Here is a 12,649-nt window from a genome sequence, read left to right as displayed (position 1 = left end):
GGCGGGATCACCGCGTTCGTGGTCGAGGGCGACTCCGAGGGCATCACGGTCGAACGCCGCAACGCCTTCGTCGGCCTGCGGGGCCTGGAGAACAGGCCTCGACGGCGTACGCGGCGTGCTGCACCGCGAGCAGCGACCGCGCCAGCGCCTCGTCGGTGTCCGGGCGGACGGGGGTGACCGCCGGCAGGGCGGACGGGAGGGACACCCGTCAGCGGGCGGGCGGCGCGGCGACGAAGGCGCACCAGGCGGCCGGCGGGAAGGTCAGCGCCGGCCCCTGCCGGTCCTTGCTGTCCCGTACGGCGACGACACCGGGCAGGTTGCGCGCCACCTCCACGCAGTCGCCGGAGTTCCCGCTGCTGCGCGTGCTCTTCACCCACACCGCCCCGGTCAGGTCCATGCCTGTGCCGCCTCCTCGATCAGCTCGGCGCTCTGCCGGGCGGACAACGCCTCGGCGCGCACCGACTCCCAGGTCCGCACCAGTGATAGTACGTCCGGGCCGTGCGGGACCACGTGCCCCTGGAGTTGGTTGTCCAGATAGGCCACGTCGTCGCCGTCCGGGGTGGTGGCGACGACGAACGCGCCGTTCAGACCGGGGTAGGAGCCGACGGCGGCCGGCACCACGTGCAGGTGGATGTGGTGCCGGCCGCTCATCTCCGCCAGGTGGCGGAGCTGCTCCCGCATCACGTGGCCACCGCCGACCGGCCGGCGCAGCACGTACTCGTCGATGACGGCGACCATTCCCCGGCGAACAACTACACCGTCGGCGAACCCGCCATCCGCACGCGCGCCTGAGTGTGGAGACGACGGGTAAGGAAGCGGGGCCCGGCGGCGTTGCACGCTGCGAAGCGTACGAAAGGAGTCCCATCGTGTTCCTGCGCCGCATGAAGGCCGACATGATCACCCCGGACCAGGCGATCCCGGGCCGTCCGATCGCGATGCCGATCGCCGACCGGCACGAGGTGCTGGGCACCCCGCTGAAGGGTCCGTTCCCGGAGGGCGCGCAGGTGGCCGTCTTCGGGATGGGTTGTTTCTGGGGTGCCGAGCGCCTGTTCTGGGCCCTGCCGGGCGTCGTCACCACCTCCGCCGGCTACGCGGGCGGCTACACCGAGAACCCGACGTACGACGAGGTCTGCTCGGGTCGGACCGGGCACGCCGAGGTGGTCCAGGTCGTGTACGACCCGAAGGCGATCAGCTACGAGGACCTGCTCAAGGTCTTCTGGGAGAACCACGACCCGACCCAGGGCATGCGCCAGGGCAACGACGTGGGCACCCAGTACCGGTCGACGATCTACGTGACCACCGACGAGCAGCTCGCCACCGCGCAGGCGTCCCGGGACGCGTTCGCGCCGATCGTGGCGCGGGCCGGCAAGGGTGAGATCACCACGGAGATCGACCGGCTCGGGGAGTACTACTTCGCCGAGGACTACCACCAGCAGTACCTGGCGCCGACGAAGAACCCGAACGGGTACTGCAACCACGGCCCGAACGGGCTGAGCTGCCCGGTCGGCGTGGCCCGCACCGCCGGCTGACCACGTGCGACGCGTTGCCGGGCCTGCGGTGTTTGTCACACCGCAGGCCCGGGTCGATTCGGGCACCGGTCACGCCGGGGCCGTAAGCCCGGCGCAGATCACGCACCGTGAGCGAGAGGTGCGCATCCTAGCAACGACGTCACGCAATCGTCATCATCTCAACAGGCGAATCGCAACATCCTCTGGCACCATTGCCTGCCATGTGCGGACTTGCGGGAGAGTTTCGCCGTGACGGCTCACGCGCCGACGTAGCGGCGGTGGAGCGCATGGCGGCCACGATGAGTGACCGGGGACCGGACGACAGCGGGGTGTGGGCCCAGGGGGCGACAGCCCTCGGGCACCGCCGCCTCAAGATCATCGACCTCTCCGCCGCGAGCGGGCAGCCGCTGGTGGACGCGGGCGCCGGCCTCACCGGTGTCTTCAACGGGTGCATCTACAACTACCGCGAGCTGCGCGCGGAACTCCAGGCCAGGGGCCACCGCTTCTTCTCCTCCGGAGACAGCGAGGTCGTCGTCAAGGCGTACGCCGAGTGGGGCCTCGACTTCGTCGACCACCTGATCGGCATGTTCGCCGTGGCGATCAGCGAGCGGGACACCGGCCGCCTGGTGCTGGCCCGGGACCGCCTCGGCATCAAGCCGCTGTACGTGGCCGAGACGCCGGGCGTGGTGCGCTTCGCCAGCACCCTGCCCGCACTGCTCGCGGCCGGCGGGATCGACACCTCCATCGACCCGGTCGCGCTCGCCCACTACCTGAGCTTCCACAGCATCGTGCCGCCGCCCCGGACCATCCTGCGCGGCGTCACCAAGCTGCCCCCGGCGACCGTTCGGGTGTACGAGCCGGACGGTTCGACCTCCGAGCGGGTCTACTGGGACCCGTCCTTCACTCGGGACGCCGGGCGGGCCGGCTGGTCGGAGAAGGACTGGCAGGACGCCCTGCTGGAGTCGCTGACCACCGCCGTACGCCGACGGATGGTCGCCGACGTGCCGGTCGGCGTCCTGCTCTCCGGTGGCCTGGACTCCAGCCTCGTCGTGGCCCTGCTCGCCGAAGAGGGACAGCGCGGCCTCTCCACCTTCTCGATCGGCTTCGACTCCGTCGGCGGCCGGGAGGGCGACGAGTTCCGCTACTCCGACCTGGTCGCGAAGACCTTCGACACCGACCACCACCAGATCAAGGTGCCCACCGGCGACCTCGTGCCGCCGCTGGAGGCCGCCGTCGCGGCCATGAGCGAGCCGATGGTCAGCCACGACTGCGTGGCCTTCTACCTGCTCAGCCAGGAGGTGGCGCGGCACGTCAAGGTGGTGCAGTCGGGGCAGGGCGCGGACGAGATCCTGGGCGGTTACCACTGGTACCCGCCGCTGGCGCGCATCGGTCGCGAGGAAGCCCTCGACACGTACGCCCGGGCCTTCTTCGACCGCGACGCGGCCGGACTGGCGCAGGTGCTCAACCCGGCCTGGCTGGCCGACGGCGACCCGGCGCGGGAGTTCGTGGCCGCGCACCTCGCGCGGGCCGGCGCGGAGACCGCCGTGGACGCGGGCCTGCGCATCGACACGCAGGTCATGCTGACCGACGACCCGGTCAAGCGGGTGGACAACATGACCATGGCGCACGGGCTGGAGGCACGGGTGCCGTTCCTCGACCACGAGTTCGTGGAGCTCGCCGCGAGCTGCCCGCCGGAGCTGAAGCTGGCCCAGGGCGGCAAGGGTGTGCTCAAGGAGATCGGGCGCCGCGTGCTGCCGCACGAGGTGATCGACCGACCCAAGGGCTACTTCCCGGTCCCCGGCCTCACCCACCTGGAGGGCAAGCTCCTCGACCGGGTCCGGGATGCGCTCTCCGCGCCCGAGGCCCGCCGTCGCGACCTGTTCCGCACCGGGTACGTGGACGCGCTCGTCGCCGACCCGAACGCCGAACTGACCCCGTTGAACGGAAACAAGCTGTGGCAACTCGGACTCCTGGAAATGTGGCTCCAGAGCCACGGAATCGACTGACCGTGACCGAGACCCTCGCGACCGGGGTGGCCCGGGCGGACCAGGTACGCGGCCGGACCCGCCGCTACGAGCGGGTCGGCCCGGGCGGCGACCCGGTGGCGGCGACCACCGGACCGGCCACCGACACCGGGTCGGACGGCGGCGCCGCCGGCGTGGTGCTGGACTGCGGCTGGGGCCGCCTGGTCTTCGGCCAGACCTTCGCCGATCAGGCCGCCGTCGCCGACGTGCTGCGCTCGGAGGCCGCCGGCTCCCGGGACATCTGCATCTACCTGCGTGATCCCCACGTGCTGGTGTCCCGGCTGCCCGACGAGTTGTTCATCGACCCGTCGCTGACGTACCGGCTGCCGCTGGACCACGAGCTGCCGGACGACGGCGCGATCCCCGGCCTGACGATCCGTGCGCTGCGGGACGCCGCCGACGCGGACGCCGTCAACCGCATCTACGCGGCGAACGGCATGGTCACCGCGCCGGTCGAGGTGCTGGTCGACAACGCCGGCACCGACCGGTTCCTGCACCTGGTCGCGGAGAACGTCACCGGCGAGATCGTCGGCACCATCACGGGCGTCGACCACGTCGCCGTCTTCGACGACCCGGACAGCGGGGCCAGCCTCTGGTGTCTCACCGTCGACTTCAACGCCGCTCCGCCCGGCACCGGCCAGGCGCTGATCACCGCGCTGGCGGCCCGGCTGGTCGAGCGCGGCCGTGCGTTCGTGGACCTGTCCGTGCTGGCGGAGAACGCCGGGGCGATCCGGCTCTACGAGCGGCTCGGCTTCTACCGGACGTCCACACTGTGCGTGAAGCGGAAGAACCCGATCAACGAGCGGCTGTTCCTGCCCGCCATGCCGGAGGGGTACGACCGGCTCAACCCGTACGCGAAGATCGTCGCGGACGAGGCGATGCGGCGCGGCATCCGGGTGGACGTGACCGACCCCGCCTGGGGCGAGTTGCGGCTCACCGTCGGCGGCCGGACCGTCCTCACCCGCGAGTCGCTGTCCGAGCTCACCTCGGCGGTGGCGATGAGCCGGTGCGACGACAAGCGGGTCACCCGCCGGATCCTCGCCGAGGCGGGGCTGCGCGTGCCGCGCGGCCGGACCGCGACCGGCGACGGGGCCGACGCGGCGTTCCTCGCCGAGGTCGGCGCGCTGGTGGTCAAGCCGGCCCGGGGCGAGCAGGGCAACGGCATCACGGTGGGTGTGCGGACGCCCGAGGCGCTGACCGCCGCCGTGGAGCTGGCCGCCCGGTTCTGCCCGGAGGTGCTGCTGGAGGAGCTGTGCTCCGGCGAGGACCTGCGGGTCGTCGTCATCGACCACGAGGTGGTGGCCGCGGCGGTCCGCCGGCCGGCCGCCATCACCGGCGACGGGGTGCACGACGTCGCCGAGCTGATCGACCGGCAGAGCCGTCGCCGCGCCGCCGCCACCGGCGGCGAGTCGCGGATCCCGGTCGACGACATGACCCGCGAGGTGGTCGCCGAGGCCGGGTACGGGATGGATGACGTGCTGCCCGAGGGCGAGATCCTCGTCGTACGCCGGACCGCGAACCTGCACACCGGCGGCACGATCCACGACGTCACCGCGGAGCTGCACCCGGTTATCGCCGAGGCGTGCGTGACGGCGAGCCGGGCCCTGGACATCCCGGTCACCGGGCTGGACCTGCTGGTGCCCGCCCCGGGCCGGCCCGAGCACGTGTTCATCGAGGCGAACGAGCGGCCCGGCCTGGCCAACCACGAGCCGCAGCCGACCGCCGAGCGCTTCGTCGACCTGCTCTTCCCGGGCACGCGGGCACCTCAGCGTCTGTGGTCCCCCGCGGGTGCGGCAAGCTCAGGGGCATGACCGTACGCAAGCCCGCCCCGCTCCCGCTCGACATGGACTACCTGCGCCAGGTGCTGGTGGAGCTGCTGGAGATCCCGAGCCCGTCGGGGCGTACCGACCACGTGCAGCAGTACGTGGGCGAACGCCTCTCGGCGCTCGGGATCTCCTCCACGCTCACCCGGCGCGGGGCGCTCAGCGCCTGCCTGACCGGCCCCCGGTCCACCGGTGCCGACCGGGCCATCGTGGTGCACACCGACACGATCGGCGGCATGGTCAAGCGGCTCAAGGAGAACGGTCGGTTGGAGCTGAAGACCATCGGTACGCACAGCGCCCGGTTCGCCGAGGGCGCCCACGTACGGATCTTCACCGACGACCTGGAGCGGGTGATCACCGGCCAGGTGCTCCCGCTCAAGGCCAGCGGGCACCGCTACAACGAGGACGTCGACGTCCAGGGCGTCGGCTGGCAGCACGTCGAGGTCCGGGTGGACGAGCCGGTGGAGGACATCGCCGGCCTGCGGGCGCTGGGGATCGACGCCGGCGACTTCGTCGCGTTCCTGCCCAACCCGCAGATCACCCCGAGCGGGTACGTCAAGTCGCGGCACCTGGACGACAAGGCCGGCGTGGCGGCGGTGCTGACCGCGTTCAAGGCGATGGTCGACGCGGGCGTCACCCCGGCGGTCACCGCGCATCTGCTGGTGACCGTCACCGAGGAGATCGGCCACGGGGCGTCCCACGGCCTCGACCCGGACGTCGCGGAGATCGTCTCGGTGGACGCGGCGGTCGCCGCCCCCGGCCAGCAGTCCCGGGAGAACGCGGCCACCCTGGCGATGGGCGACGGCGTCGGCCCGTTCGACTACCACCTGACCCGCAACCTCGCCTCGATCGCCCGCGAGCACGGGGTGGACCTGGTCCGGGACGTCTTCGAGTACTACCGCTCCGACGTGGCGGCGGCGGTCGAGGCGGGCGCGCACGCCCGGGTGGCGTTGCTCGGCTTCGGCGTGGACGCCACCCACGGACACGAGCGCACCCACCTCGACGGGCTGCGGCACCTCACCCAACTGCTCTGCCTCTACCTCCAGAGCGACCTGGTGTTCCCCGAGTGGGACGCCGAGCCGGAGGGCGACCTGGCCGACTTCCCGTCGCTGGCGGTCCAACCGGCAAACGAGGACGGGCCGCGTGAGGGCCCGATCGGTATCGCCGTCGCCTCCTGACGGTGTTCCCGCCGGGCCTGTGATCGAAATCCGTTGCCGGAGCCGCCGGGGAGTGGATAGCGTGGCGGTACACGGGAAAGGAGGTGGTCCAGACTTGTATAGCAATCGGACTCGTGAGGTGGCTGTCCGCTAGCCGCTGTCCTCGACAGTGAGAACTCGTCCGCCGCGAGGCGGGCATGCACGATCGTCGAGACCGTGTGGCAGCGGTGCGGCGAAACCACGACAGCCACCCGACCCCCGGGGTGCCGACCCAGTCCAGTCGGCCCGCGCGCGAGCGCGGAAGCCCCGGGGGTCGCTTCATATGCGCGGCCGGAGGTCACCGTGGCGATGCGCGAGCTGGTGGTGCTGGGGACGGCCAGTCAGGCGCCGACCCGCCGGCGCAACCACAACGGGTACGTGCTGCGCTGGGACGACGAGGTGATCCTCTTCGACCCGGGCGAGGGCAGCCAGCGGCAACTGCTGCACACCACGGTCACCGCCACCGACCTGACCCGGATCTGCGTCACGCACTTCCACGGCGACCACTGCCTCGGCCTGCCCGGGACCATCCAGCGCCTCTCGCTGGACCGGGTGCCGCACACGGTGGCGGTGCACTTCCCCGCCGAGGGCGCCCAGTACTTCGCCCGGCTGCGGCACGCCAGCTCCTTCTACGAGACCGCCGAGCTGGCCGTGCAGCCGATCGAGACCGACGGGCAACGGATCCCGCTGCGGTCCGGCACGCTGGAGGCCCGTCGGCTGCGGCACCCCATCGACACATACGGATACCGGCTCGTCGAGCCGGACGGTTGCCGGATGCTGCCGGAGAAACTGTCCGCGTACGGCATCGCGGGTCCGGCGGTCGGGGAGCTGCTCCGCGTCGGCCACCTCGACGTCGGCGGGCGTCGCGTCACCCGGGACGAGGTGAGCGTTCCCCGGCCGGGGCAGCGGTTCGCCTTCGTGATGGACACCGGCCTCTGCGACGGGGTGTACGCCCTCGCCGAGCACGCCGACATGCTCGTCATCGAGTCGACCTTCCTCGACTCCGAGGCCGCGCTCGCCGCCGAGGTCGGCCACCTCACCGCGGCGCAGGCCGCGCGGGTGGCGACCGAGTCGGGCGTACGCCAGCTCGTGCTCACCCACTTCTCCCAGCGGTACGGGGACACGAGCCGCTTCGTCGACGAGGCTCGCGAACACTTCGACGGCGATCTGGTCATCGCCGAGGACCTGATCACGGTGCCGGTGCCGCCCCGCCGGGTAGCCTCGGCCGGGTGACCGTCACGCTGCGTCCCGGTGTTCCGGCCGATCTGATGGCGGTGGGCGCGCTGCACCATCGCTCCCGGGTCGCCGCCTACTCGGCCTTCCTGCCGCCGGAGGCGCTGTCCGACCCGTCGCCGGAGATGATGGGCCTCTGGTGGACGGAACGGTGGGGCTGGGAGCGTGACGACCACGCGCTGACCGTGGCCGAGCGGGACGGCGTGCTGGCCGGCTTCAGCTACGTCGGCCCGGACGACGAGGGGGACCCGTCGACCGGGATGCTGCACGCCATCCACCTGGACCCGGCGGAGCGGGGACGCGGGGTGGGCCGCGCGCTGATGGTCGACGCCCTGGCCACGATGCGGACGCGGTCGTGGCGACGCGCGGTGCTCTGGGTGCTCCGGGACAACGCGCACGCCCGCCGCTTCTACGAGCGCGGCGGCTGGGCGCCCACCGGCGTGGTACGCGAGGACTGGATCGGCTCCAGCCCTACGCCACAGCTTCGCTACGCCCGCGACCTGTGACCCACGGGTACGCCCCATCGCCCCGCCACCCGACCCATCGCCCCGCCCGCCGCGTCCGGTGCGCCACTCAGCGCGATCGTCACCCTCCGCAACGCAACGACCGTCCCCACCTCTCCCACTGCGCCACTTTGCTCTGCACCCCCAGACGCGCCAGTAACCCAAGGTAAGCGACCTGCTCCCGCGACGAGCGGCCCCTCCTTGCCTAAGCCGCAGGCCAGGACCCGGCGCGCATGAGGGTGCAGAGCAAAGTGGTCGGGTGGATGACATCGCCCCGGCGGCCAGCAGTCACGCACGGTGTTGACTGCCGCTCTCACTCACGGTGATTGTCGGTCGGCATCCGTGGCAACCGGCGATGGCGGCCCGGTGACCGGGCGACGTTCGCTCTGAGCAGATCGGGGCATGGGTGTCGATCCGGTGGCGTTCCCCGGGCATGGACACCGATCCGACGGCACTGAGACCCGGTTCCGGGTGGTCGGCGCCGACCCGCTCTCCGACCTCGCGGTGCTGCGGGTCGAGGGAGCCACCGTGCCGGCGGTCGAGCTGGGCGACGTCATCCTCTCGGCCGGCGGCCGGCCGGTCAGCGACGGCCAGGGCCTGCAGCGGCTGATGCTCGGTGACGCCATCGGCGCCCGCCTTCCCGTCACCGTCCTCCGCAAGGGCGCGCTGGTCGACGCGGTCGCTGTGCCCACGGAGCTGTCCCGGTGAGCCGTTGAGAGGGGCCCCTGCGTACAGGGGCCCCTCTCACGTCTCAGCGGGCGCCGAGGTGGGCGAGCAGGTCCTGTCGGGTCAGCACGCCCTTCGGCTTGCCGTCGACCAGCACCAGGGCGGCGTCGGACTTCTCCAGCATCGCCACCGCCTCGCTCACCGGCTGGCCCCCACCGATCATCGGCAGCGGGTCGCCCATGTGGCGCTCGATCGTGTCGTGCAGGTGCGCCTGCCCGGTGAACAGTGCGTCGAGCAGGTCCCTCTCCGCGATCGAGCCGGCGACCTCGCCGGTCACCACCGGCGGCTCGGCCTTCAGCACCGGGAGCTGGGAGACGCCGTACTCGCGCATGTAGTCGATCGCGTCGCGGACCGTCTCGGTCGGGTGCACGTGGACCAGCTCGGGCAGGCCGCCCGGCTTGCTGGCGAGCGCGTCGGCCACGGTCGGCTCGGTGCCCGAGTCGTCGAGGAAGCCGTACCGGGCCATCCACTTGTCGTTGAAGATCTTCGACAGGTACCCCTTGCCGGAGTCCGGCAGGAGCACCACGACCACGTCCTCCGGGCCGGCCTTGCGGGCCACCTCCAGCGCCGCCACCACGGCCATGCCGCAGGAACCACCGACCAGCAGGCCCTCCTCGCGGGCCAGCCGCCGGGTCATCTCGAACGACGCCTTGTCGGAGACCTCGATGATGTCGTCGGCGACACCCCGGTCGTACGTCGTCGGCCAGAAGTCCTCGCCGACGCCCTCGACGAGGTACGGGCGTCCGGTGCCGCCGGAGTAGACGGAGCCCTCGGGGTCGGCGCCGACGACCGTGACCCGACCCTCGGACGCCTCCTTCAGGTAGCGGCCGATGCCGGAGATCGTGCCGCCCGTGCCGACGCCCGCCACGAAGTGGGTGATCTGGCCACCGGTCTGCTGCCACAGCTCCGGGCCGGTCGTCTCGTAGTGCGAGCGCGGGTTGGCCGGGTTGCTGTACTGGTCGGGCTTCCACGCGCCGGGGATCTCGCGGGCCAGCCGGTCGGAGACGTTGTAGTAGGAGCGCGGGTCCTCCGGCGCCACGGCGGTCGGGCAGACCACGACCTCGGCGCCGTACGCGCGCAGCACGTCCTGCTTGTCCTGGCTGACCTTGTCCGGGCAGACGAACACGCACTTGTAGCCCTTGAGCTGCGCCACCAGCGCCAGCCCGACCCCGGTGTTGCCGCTGGTCGGCTCGACGATGGTGCCGCCGGGCTTCAGGATCCCCGCAGCCTCGGCGTCCTCCACCATCCGCAGCGCGATCCGGTCCTTCACCGAACCACCCGGGTTGAGGTACTCCACCTTCGCCAGCACGGTCGCCTGGATGCCCTCGGTGACGCTACGCAGCCGTACCAGCGGGGTGTTGCCGATCATCTCGACGACGTTGTCGTAGTACTGCACGTGGTTGTGCCCTTCTCCTCCGGCGCCGCCGGAGGCGGCCGGGCAGACGAATACTCGCCGCCCAGCCTACGTGCCGTCAGCCGATCACCTGCCCCGGGACGACGGAGCTGCGACGCGCCTCCCACTCCAGGAACCGTTCGGTCTCCGACAGCACGCTGCCGGCCAGCCAGGTGACCATGACCGCGTCGTCGGCCAGCCCGAACAGCCCCAGCGGCAGCTCCGGGAGCAGGTCGACCGGCGAGACGACGTACGCCGCGGCGGCCGTCATCAGCGCCAGCCGCAGCCCGCCGTCGTACTCCCCCCGGGCCGTGGCCCGGACCATCCGCGGCAGCGCCGCCAGCCGCTTCCCCAGCGACGGGCCTCCCCGTGCCCCGGCCATCAGCGCCCGCGCGAGCGCGGTGAGCGCCGCGCTGCGTTGCAGTGTCTTCCCCATGGTGTCCAGCCCCTCTCCGTCCGTCAGCGTGGCGGGTCCGCGCAAGCCCGCCGTCACCTGGGACAGAGGTACCCAGAAGCGTCGTCTTCCAGGCACCCGGGCCCCGTGACGACGACAGCGGCGTGTCGTGCCGGCGCGATAATGTCGGTTCATGGAGGTCGCTGGTTCCCTCGTCGGAGGTGGTCCGCGCTGGCAGCGCGTCCGACAGATCGCCCGGGTCGCGGCGATCGGCACGGGCGCGACCGCGGCGGCCGCCGTCGCGACCGGCGGCGTCCTCATCGGCCAGGCCCGCCAGGCCCGCCGCACCATCCCGATGGCCGAGGCCCCGCCGCCGCGCTGCGACGGGCTGTACGGCGCGAGGCTCCCCGGCCCGGCCATCACGATGGTGGTGCTCGGTGACTCCTCGGCCGCCGGTTACGGCGTGCACCGACGCCGGGAGACGCCCGGCGCGCTGCTCGCCACCGGCCTGTCCCGACGGCTGCAACGGCCGGTCCGCCTGCACCGGTTCGCCGTGGTCGGCGCCATCTCCGCCGTGCTGCGCCACCAGGTGGACGCCGCACTGGAGTGCCAGCCCGACATCGCGGTGATCCTCATCGGCGGCAACGACATCACCAACCGCACCCCGCACACACTCGCCGTGCGCTACCAGGTCGACGCGGTCCGGAGGCTGCGTGCCGTCGGCTGCGAGGTGGTCGTCGGCACCTGCCCCGACCTGGGCGCGATCCGTCCGATCCAACCGCCGCTGCGGTGGCTGGCCCGGCGCTGGAGCCGGCAGCTCGCCGCCGCCCAGACGGTGGCCGTCGTCGAGGCCGGCGGCTGGACGGTCTCCCTGGGCGACCTCCTCGGGCCCCGCTTCGCCGCAGAGCCCACCCGGATGTTCGCCTGGGACCGGTTCCACCCCTCGGCGGAGGGCTACGCCGTGGCCGCCGCCGCGCTCCTGCCGACCGTGCTGTCCGCCCTCGGGGCAGCGCAGGAACGGCGGGCCGCGCCGGCCCGGGACGAAGGCGTACGGTCACTGCCGGAGGCCGCACAGGAGGCGGCCCGGCACGCGGGCACGGAGGTCAGCGGCGTCCAGGTCCGGGGCCGCGACCGCGGTCCCGGCGGCCGGTGGGCGCAGCTGCGTCGCCGGGCGTTCTTCGGTGTCGGCGCCGTCGCCCCGTCCGGTCCGGCCACCGACTCACCGACAGTGGAGGGACTGGCATGAGCGAGCCAACCATCTGCGACGGCGCCCTCACCGCCGGCGCCGACCACACGGAGGCCGCGGCATGAGCGAGCACCTCTCCCCCTCGACGCTCGCGGGCCGGCTCGGCCGGACCGCGGCGCTCTCCCTGGTCGCCGGCACGATCGGCGGCGCGGCCGTTCTGGCCGGCCAGGCCTTCGTCGCCCGCCACCGCCGGTACGCCCAGCCCGAGCTGGGCCTGGCCCTACGGGCCACCGTCGGCCGTGCCGGAGCGCCCCCGCTGCGGCTGGTGCTGCTCGGTGACTCGTCGGCCCTCGGCGTCGGCGTCGACCGGCTCGACGACACCATCGGCGGTCAGCTCGCCAACCTCCTCGCCGAAGGCCCCACCGGCCGGCAGGTGCACCTGTCCAGCGTCGGTGTCTCCGGCTCCCGCTCGACCGACCTGGCCACCCAGGTGGCCCGTGCCCTGCTCGGCGAGCGACCCGACGTGGCGGTGATCCTCATCGGCGCCAACGACGCGACCACCCTGCGCCGGCCCGCCGACGCCGCCGCGTACCTCGGGGCGGCCGTGCACCGACTGCGCGAGGCGCGGGTCGAGGTCGTCGTCGGCACCTGCCCGGACCTCGG

General features: G+C 72.7%; 13 protein-coding genes. 9 read left to right on the top strand and 4 right to left on the bottom strand.

Going from position 1 to position 12,649, the window contains the following annotated elements; all coding sequences use genetic code 11:
• Positions 1-208: 208 nt before the first annotated feature.
• Positions 209-397: a DUF397 domain-containing protein gene (locus AB0I76_RS11925; protein WP_357033654.1), complete on the bottom strand. Its 189-nt coding sequence runs from the start codon at positions 395-397 to the stop codon at positions 209-211.
• Positions 388-738 (bottom strand): DUF5753 domain-containing protein, encoded by a 351-nt coding sequence (locus AB0I76_RS11920; protein WP_357033652.1) that lies wholly within the window; start codon positions 736-738, stop codon positions 388-390. The genes AB0I76_RS11925 and AB0I76_RS11920 overlap by 10 nt, the downstream gene beginning before the upstream one ends.
• A gap of 128 nt (positions 739-866) precedes the next feature.
• Here AB0I76_RS11920 and msrA point away from each other — a divergent pair, with 128 nt between their 5' ends.
• The 7 genes from msrA to AB0I76_RS11885 all read left to right on the top strand — a co-directional run bounded on the left by msrA (position 867) and on the right by AB0I76_RS11885 (position 8,995).
• Positions 867-1,529, top strand: coding sequence for a peptide-methionine (S)-S-oxide reductase MsrA (gene msrA / locus AB0I76_RS11915; RefSeq protein ID WP_357033651.1), 663 nt, complete (start codon positions 867-869; stop codon positions 1,527-1,529).
• A gap of 200 nt (positions 1,530-1,729) precedes the next feature.
• Positions 1,730-3,514: an N-acetylglutaminylglutamine amidotransferase gene (locus AB0I76_RS11910; RefSeq protein ID WP_357033649.1), complete on the top strand. Its 1,785-nt coding sequence runs from the start codon at positions 1,730-1,732 to the stop codon at positions 3,512-3,514.
• Positions 3,515-3,516: 2 nt separating this feature from the next.
• Positions 3,517-5,343: an N-acetylglutaminylglutamine synthetase gene (gene ngg / locus AB0I76_RS11905; RefSeq protein WP_357033647.1), complete on the top strand. Its 1,827-nt coding sequence runs from the start codon at positions 3,517-3,519 to the stop codon at positions 5,341-5,343.
• Positions 5,340-6,533 (top strand): osmoprotectant NAGGN system M42 family peptidase, encoded by a 1,194-nt coding sequence (locus tag AB0I76_RS11900; RefSeq protein WP_357033645.1) that lies wholly within the window; start codon positions 5,340-5,342, stop codon positions 6,531-6,533. Before ngg ends, AB0I76_RS11900 begins: the two co-directional genes overlap by 4 nt.
• A gap of 321 nt (positions 6,534-6,854) precedes the next feature.
• Entirely contained in the window at positions 6,855-7,784 is a 930-nt protein-coding gene (locus AB0I76_RS11895) for a ribonuclease Z (protein ID WP_357033643.1), read from the top strand.
• Positions 7,781-8,290, top strand: a complete 510-nt coding sequence (locus AB0I76_RS11890; RefSeq protein ID WP_357033641.1) for a GNAT family N-acetyltransferase — start codon at positions 7,781-7,783, stop codon at positions 8,288-8,290. Before AB0I76_RS11895 ends, AB0I76_RS11890 begins: the two co-directional genes overlap by 4 nt.
• Before the next feature lie 399 nt (positions 8,291-8,689).
• Positions 8,690-8,995 carry a PDZ domain-containing protein gene (locus AB0I76_RS11885; protein ID WP_357033639.1) on the top strand — a complete coding sequence of 102 codons (306 nt, stop codon included), beginning with the start codon at positions 8,690-8,692 and terminating at the stop codon, positions 8,993-8,995.
• A gap of 43 nt (positions 8,996-9,038) precedes the next feature.
• Here the strand turns inward: AB0I76_RS11885 and AB0I76_RS11880 are convergent, their stop codons facing one another.
• Positions 9,039-10,409 (bottom strand): cystathionine beta-synthase, encoded by a 1,371-nt coding sequence (locus AB0I76_RS11880; protein WP_357033637.1) that lies wholly within the window; start codon positions 10,407-10,409, stop codon positions 9,039-9,041.
• A gap of 76 nt (positions 10,410-10,485) precedes the next feature.
• Entirely contained in the window at positions 10,486-10,842 is a 357-nt protein-coding gene (locus AB0I76_RS11875) for a YkvA family protein (RefSeq protein ID WP_357033656.1), read from the bottom strand.
• A gap of 151 nt (positions 10,843-10,993) precedes the next feature.
• On the opposite strand from AB0I76_RS11875, the gene AB0I76_RS11870 reads away from it, so the two are divergent.
• The gene (locus tag AB0I76_RS11870; RefSeq protein ID WP_357033635.1) at positions 10,994-12,046 is read left to right on the top strand and encodes an SGNH/GDSL hydrolase family protein; all 1,053 of its coding nucleotides are present in this window, start codon (positions 10,994-10,996) and stop codon (positions 12,044-12,046) included.
• A gap of 61 nt (positions 12,047-12,107) precedes the next feature.
• On the top strand, positions 12,108-12,649 hold a 542-nt coding region (locus tag AB0I76_RS11865), incomplete at its 3' end, for a GDSL-type esterase/lipase family protein (RefSeq protein WP_357033633.1).

This window comes from Micromonospora sp. NPDC049799 (assembly GCF_040656655.1).
Taxonomy (GTDB): domain Bacteria; phylum Actinomycetota; class Actinomycetes; order Mycobacteriales; family Micromonosporaceae; genus Micromonospora.
This window is presented reverse-complemented; position numbering and strand designations above follow the sequence as displayed.

What these genes read in the sequence shown, in the direction of transcription:
- AB0I76_RS11910 (WP_357033649.1), top strand. Translation starts at nt 1,730, where the DNA reads ATGTGCGGACTTGCGGGAGAGTTTCGCCGTGACGGCTCACGCGCCGAC.
- AB0I76_RS11870 (WP_357033635.1), top strand. Translation starts at nt 10,994, where the DNA reads ATGGAGGTCGCTGGTTCCCTCGTCGGAGGTGGTCCGCGCTGGCAGCGC.
- AB0I76_RS11920 (WP_357033652.1), bottom strand. Translation starts at nt 738, where the DNA reads ATGGTCGCCGTCATCGACGAGTACGTGCTGCGCCGGCCGGTCGGCGGT.
- AB0I76_RS11925 (WP_357033654.1), bottom strand. Translation starts at nt 397, where the DNA reads ATGGACCTGACCGGGGCGGTGTGGGTGAAGAGCACGCGCAGCAGCGGG.
- AB0I76_RS11900 (WP_357033645.1), top strand. Translation starts at nt 5,340, where the DNA reads ATGACCGTACGCAAGCCCGCCCCGCTCCCGCTCGACATGGACTACCTG.
- AB0I76_RS11875 (WP_357033656.1), bottom strand. Translation starts at nt 10,842, where the DNA reads ATGGGGAAGACACTGCAACGCAGCGCGGCGCTCACCGCGCTCGCGCGG.
- AB0I76_RS11885 (WP_357033639.1), top strand. Translation starts at nt 8,690, where the DNA reads ATGGGTGTCGATCCGGTGGCGTTCCCCGGGCATGGACACCGATCCGAC.